Annotated in this window: 5 protein-coding genes; 1 reads left to right on the top strand and 4 read right to left on the bottom strand. The window is 69.4% G+C overall.

The window, feature by feature from the left end:
- The 4 genes from HUU96_RS14585 to HUU96_RS14570 form a co-directional block, all read right to left on the bottom strand.
- Positions 1-735, bottom strand: a 735-nt coding sequence (locus HUU96_RS14585) for a CgeB family protein (protein WP_174293459.1), incomplete at its 3' end; no start/stop codon positions are given.
- 27 nt (positions 736-762) lie between these two features.
- Positions 763-1,722 (bottom strand): aldo/keto reductase, encoded by a 960-nt coding sequence (locus tag HUU96_RS14580; RefSeq protein ID WP_174293458.1) that lies wholly within the window; start codon positions 1,720-1,722, stop codon positions 763-765.
- Positions 1,715-1,897 (bottom strand): hypothetical protein, encoded by a 183-nt coding sequence (locus HUU96_RS14575; RefSeq protein ID WP_174293457.1) that lies wholly within the window; start codon positions 1,895-1,897, stop codon positions 1,715-1,717. Before HUU96_RS14575 ends, HUU96_RS14580 begins: the two co-directional genes overlap by 8 nt.
- A gap of 34 nt (positions 1,898-1,931) precedes the next feature.
- A complete protein-coding gene (locus tag HUU96_RS14570; protein ID WP_254605257.1) occupies positions 1,932-2,237 on the bottom strand; it encodes a hypothetical protein in 306 nt (101 codons plus the stop codon).
- A gap of 124 nt (positions 2,238-2,361) precedes the next feature.
- On the opposite strand from HUU96_RS14570, the gene HUU96_RS14565 reads away from it, so the two are divergent.
- Positions 2,362-2,686: ArsR/SmtB family transcription factor (locus HUU96_RS14565; RefSeq protein WP_174293456.1), on the top strand; the 325-nt coding region annotated here is incomplete at its 3' end.

The raw sequence follows: 2,686 nt of genomic DNA, 5'->3' as shown, positions 1-2,686 counted from the left end.
GGGGTGGTCGCCCGGCGCGACATGGCCCATGAACCAGACATTGTCGCGCCAGGCGAAATCGGCTGGATAGCCCGACCCGCCCAGCACGAACCGCTTGTCGGGCTCGGCGGCGGCGGGGGCGAGGAACAGCGCGTCGACCAGCGCCTGCCGGTCCGCCGCCCAGGTGCCGAGATAGGACAGGTCGCCGCGGAACACCTCCTGCGGCGGCACCGGCCGGTGCGCGGCGGGGTCGACATGGCCATAGAGCGCCGCCACCCGTTGCGCGCGCAGCCGATCGGCAAGCGCCTCCAGCGCTGGGCCGCCGGTGTAGCTCAGCACCAGATCGAACCCGCCCAACCCCTCGGGCGGCAGATAGGCGACCGGGTCCCCCGCCGCGAGCGCCGCCAGCGTCACCGGCGTGTCGAGATCGTAGAAGACGCGAACCCCGCGCGCCTCCTGCTCGATCAGCCGGGTCGCGGCGACGGCGTCGGGGCAATAGGAGGTGACGATCACCGCATCGGCGTCGAGCAGGTCGCGCTTGGCGGCCAGCACCTCCGCCCAGTCGCGGTACAGCAGCAAGCGGCCGCCGGGCAGGTCGGTGAGATCGCGATGCTCGGCATACCAGGCAACGTCGCGCTCGACGAAGGTAACCCGGTGGCCCGCCGCAGCGAGTGCGCGGATCAGTCCGCGCCACAGCGTGGCATGACCGTTGCCCCAGGACGAGCTGACGGTCAGGCCGAAGATCGTCAGCTTCATGTCGGCGCAGGTCCCCGGGTCGCCGCTTCAGGAGCCGGCGTTCGACAGCCTCTCTAGCTGATCGGCGGAAAGTGCCAAGGACATGGCGGGCAGCAGGTCGGCCACCTGCTCCGCGCTCGTGGCGCTGGCGATCGGCGCGGTGACGCCGGGCTGCGCGATCAGCCAGGCGAGCGCGATCTGGGCGAGGCTGGCACCGGTTTCCGCCGCGACCGCGTCCATCGCCGCCAGCACCGCCTTGCCGCGCTCGTCGAGCCGGTCGCCCATGCGGCCGCCGCGCACAGTGGCGAAATCCTCCTTCGACCGGTACTTGCCGGTCAGGAAGCCGGCCCCGAGCGCGAAATAGGGCACGACGCCGATATTGTTCTCGACGCAATAATCCTGCAGCTCGCCCTCGAACTTGGCGCGGCTGACGAGGTTATATTCGGGCTGCAGCACTTGGTAATGCGGCAGTCCAGCCGCTCGCGCCGCCTCGTTGGCCGACTTGAGCCGGCCGGCATGGAAGTTGGACGCGCCCAGCACGCGCACCTTGCCCGCCTCGACCAGCTTGGCGTAGGCCGCCAACGTCTCGTCCTGCGGCGTCGCCTCATCGTCCTGATGTGCGAAATACAGGTCGATATGGTCGGTGCCGAGCCGCCGCAGCGACGCATCGCACGCCGCGGCGATCCGCGTCGGTGCCAGCTTCTCGCCGCCGTCGCCGGACAGCATCCCGACCTTGGTGGCGATCAGCACCCGGTCGCGCTTGCCGCTCGCCTTGAGCCATTCGCCGATCATCGTCTCCGACTCGCCACCCTGATGGCCCGGCACCCAAGCCGAATAGACGTCGGCGGTGTCGATCATCGCGCCGCCCTCGCCAGCCCCGTCGACAAAGGCGTCGAGCACGGCGAAGCCGGCGTCGCGCTCGGCAGTCCAGCCGAACACGTTGCCGCCAAGCACCAGCGGCGCGATCTTCAGGTCGGAAGCACCGAGCCGGCGGGGCAGGTCAGTCATGCGGAGAGCTTTCATGGTCGCCGATCGCGTTGGCATCGACGCTGTTGGAGTCGAGCATGGCCGCGGCCGCATTCAGCTGGCGCTGATCGTCGGCCCCGATCGTGCCGGGATCGTCAGGCGTCGAAGAACAGGCGGAGATGCCGCCGAGCAAGGCCAGCGGCAGCATCGCCTTCACGACAGCCTTGGCTCGCAGGAATGTCATCCTCGCGTCAGATCGCGTTGCCGACATTCTTCAAGGCGCGGCCGGTCTTCTCCTGCGCGCGATCGGCGGCGTTGCCGATCCCCTCGACCGTACGATTGAAGGTCGGCGACGCGTCGTCGATCTTGTTCTGTGCTGCGCCGAGCGCGCGATCGCTGGCGGCGTTGACGTCGTCGACCGCGTTGCGGGTCGTGGCGTCGACATCGGTGGCGACGCTGTTGGCGGTGTCGGCGGCGGAGTCCTGTGACTTCTGGCTGCAGCCCGCAAGGCTGGCGGCGGCGATCAGGGCGAGGGCGGCAGGGGCGAACTTGGTCACGCGCATCTCCAGAGCAAACGGGCGCACGGCATCGCCCATGCGCCCCTCAACGCCGCCGCGTGCAGATGGTTCGCCGCGATGTTCGTTGACCTCATATAAAGATTTCTTTATGTCTTGTTCTACAATGACTATGGCGCTCGATATCTTCCGTGCTCTGGCCGATGCGACGCGGCTGCGCATCCTGGCGCTGCTGCGCTCGATGGAGCTGTCGGTCGGCGAGCTGGCGCAGGTGCTGGGCCAGAGTCAGCCGCGCGTGTCGCGCCACGTCAAGATCCTGTGCGATGCCGGCCTCGCGGAGCGGCGCAAGGAAGGCAGCTGGGTGTTCGTCGCGCTTGGCCGGGCGCAGTCGGTCGAGCCAGTGGCGGCGGCGCTCGACGCCTGGGGCAAGGTCGAGGCCGACCATTGGGCCGTCGCCGATGCCGCGCGGCTGGCGGCGGTGCGCGCCGATC

The organism is Sphingomonas bacterium (assembly GCF_903644135.1).
GTDB lineage: Bacteria > Pseudomonadota > Alphaproteobacteria > Sphingomonadales > Sphingomonadaceae > Sphingomonas.
Note: the sequence above shows the minus strand (reverse complement) of the source record. Positions and strands in the feature narration are given on the sequence as shown.

What these genes read in the sequence shown, in the direction of transcription:
- HUU96_RS14580 (WP_174293458.1), bottom strand. Translation starts at nt 1,722, where the DNA reads ATGACTGACCTGCCCCGCCGGCTCGGTGCTTCCGACCTGAAGATCGCG.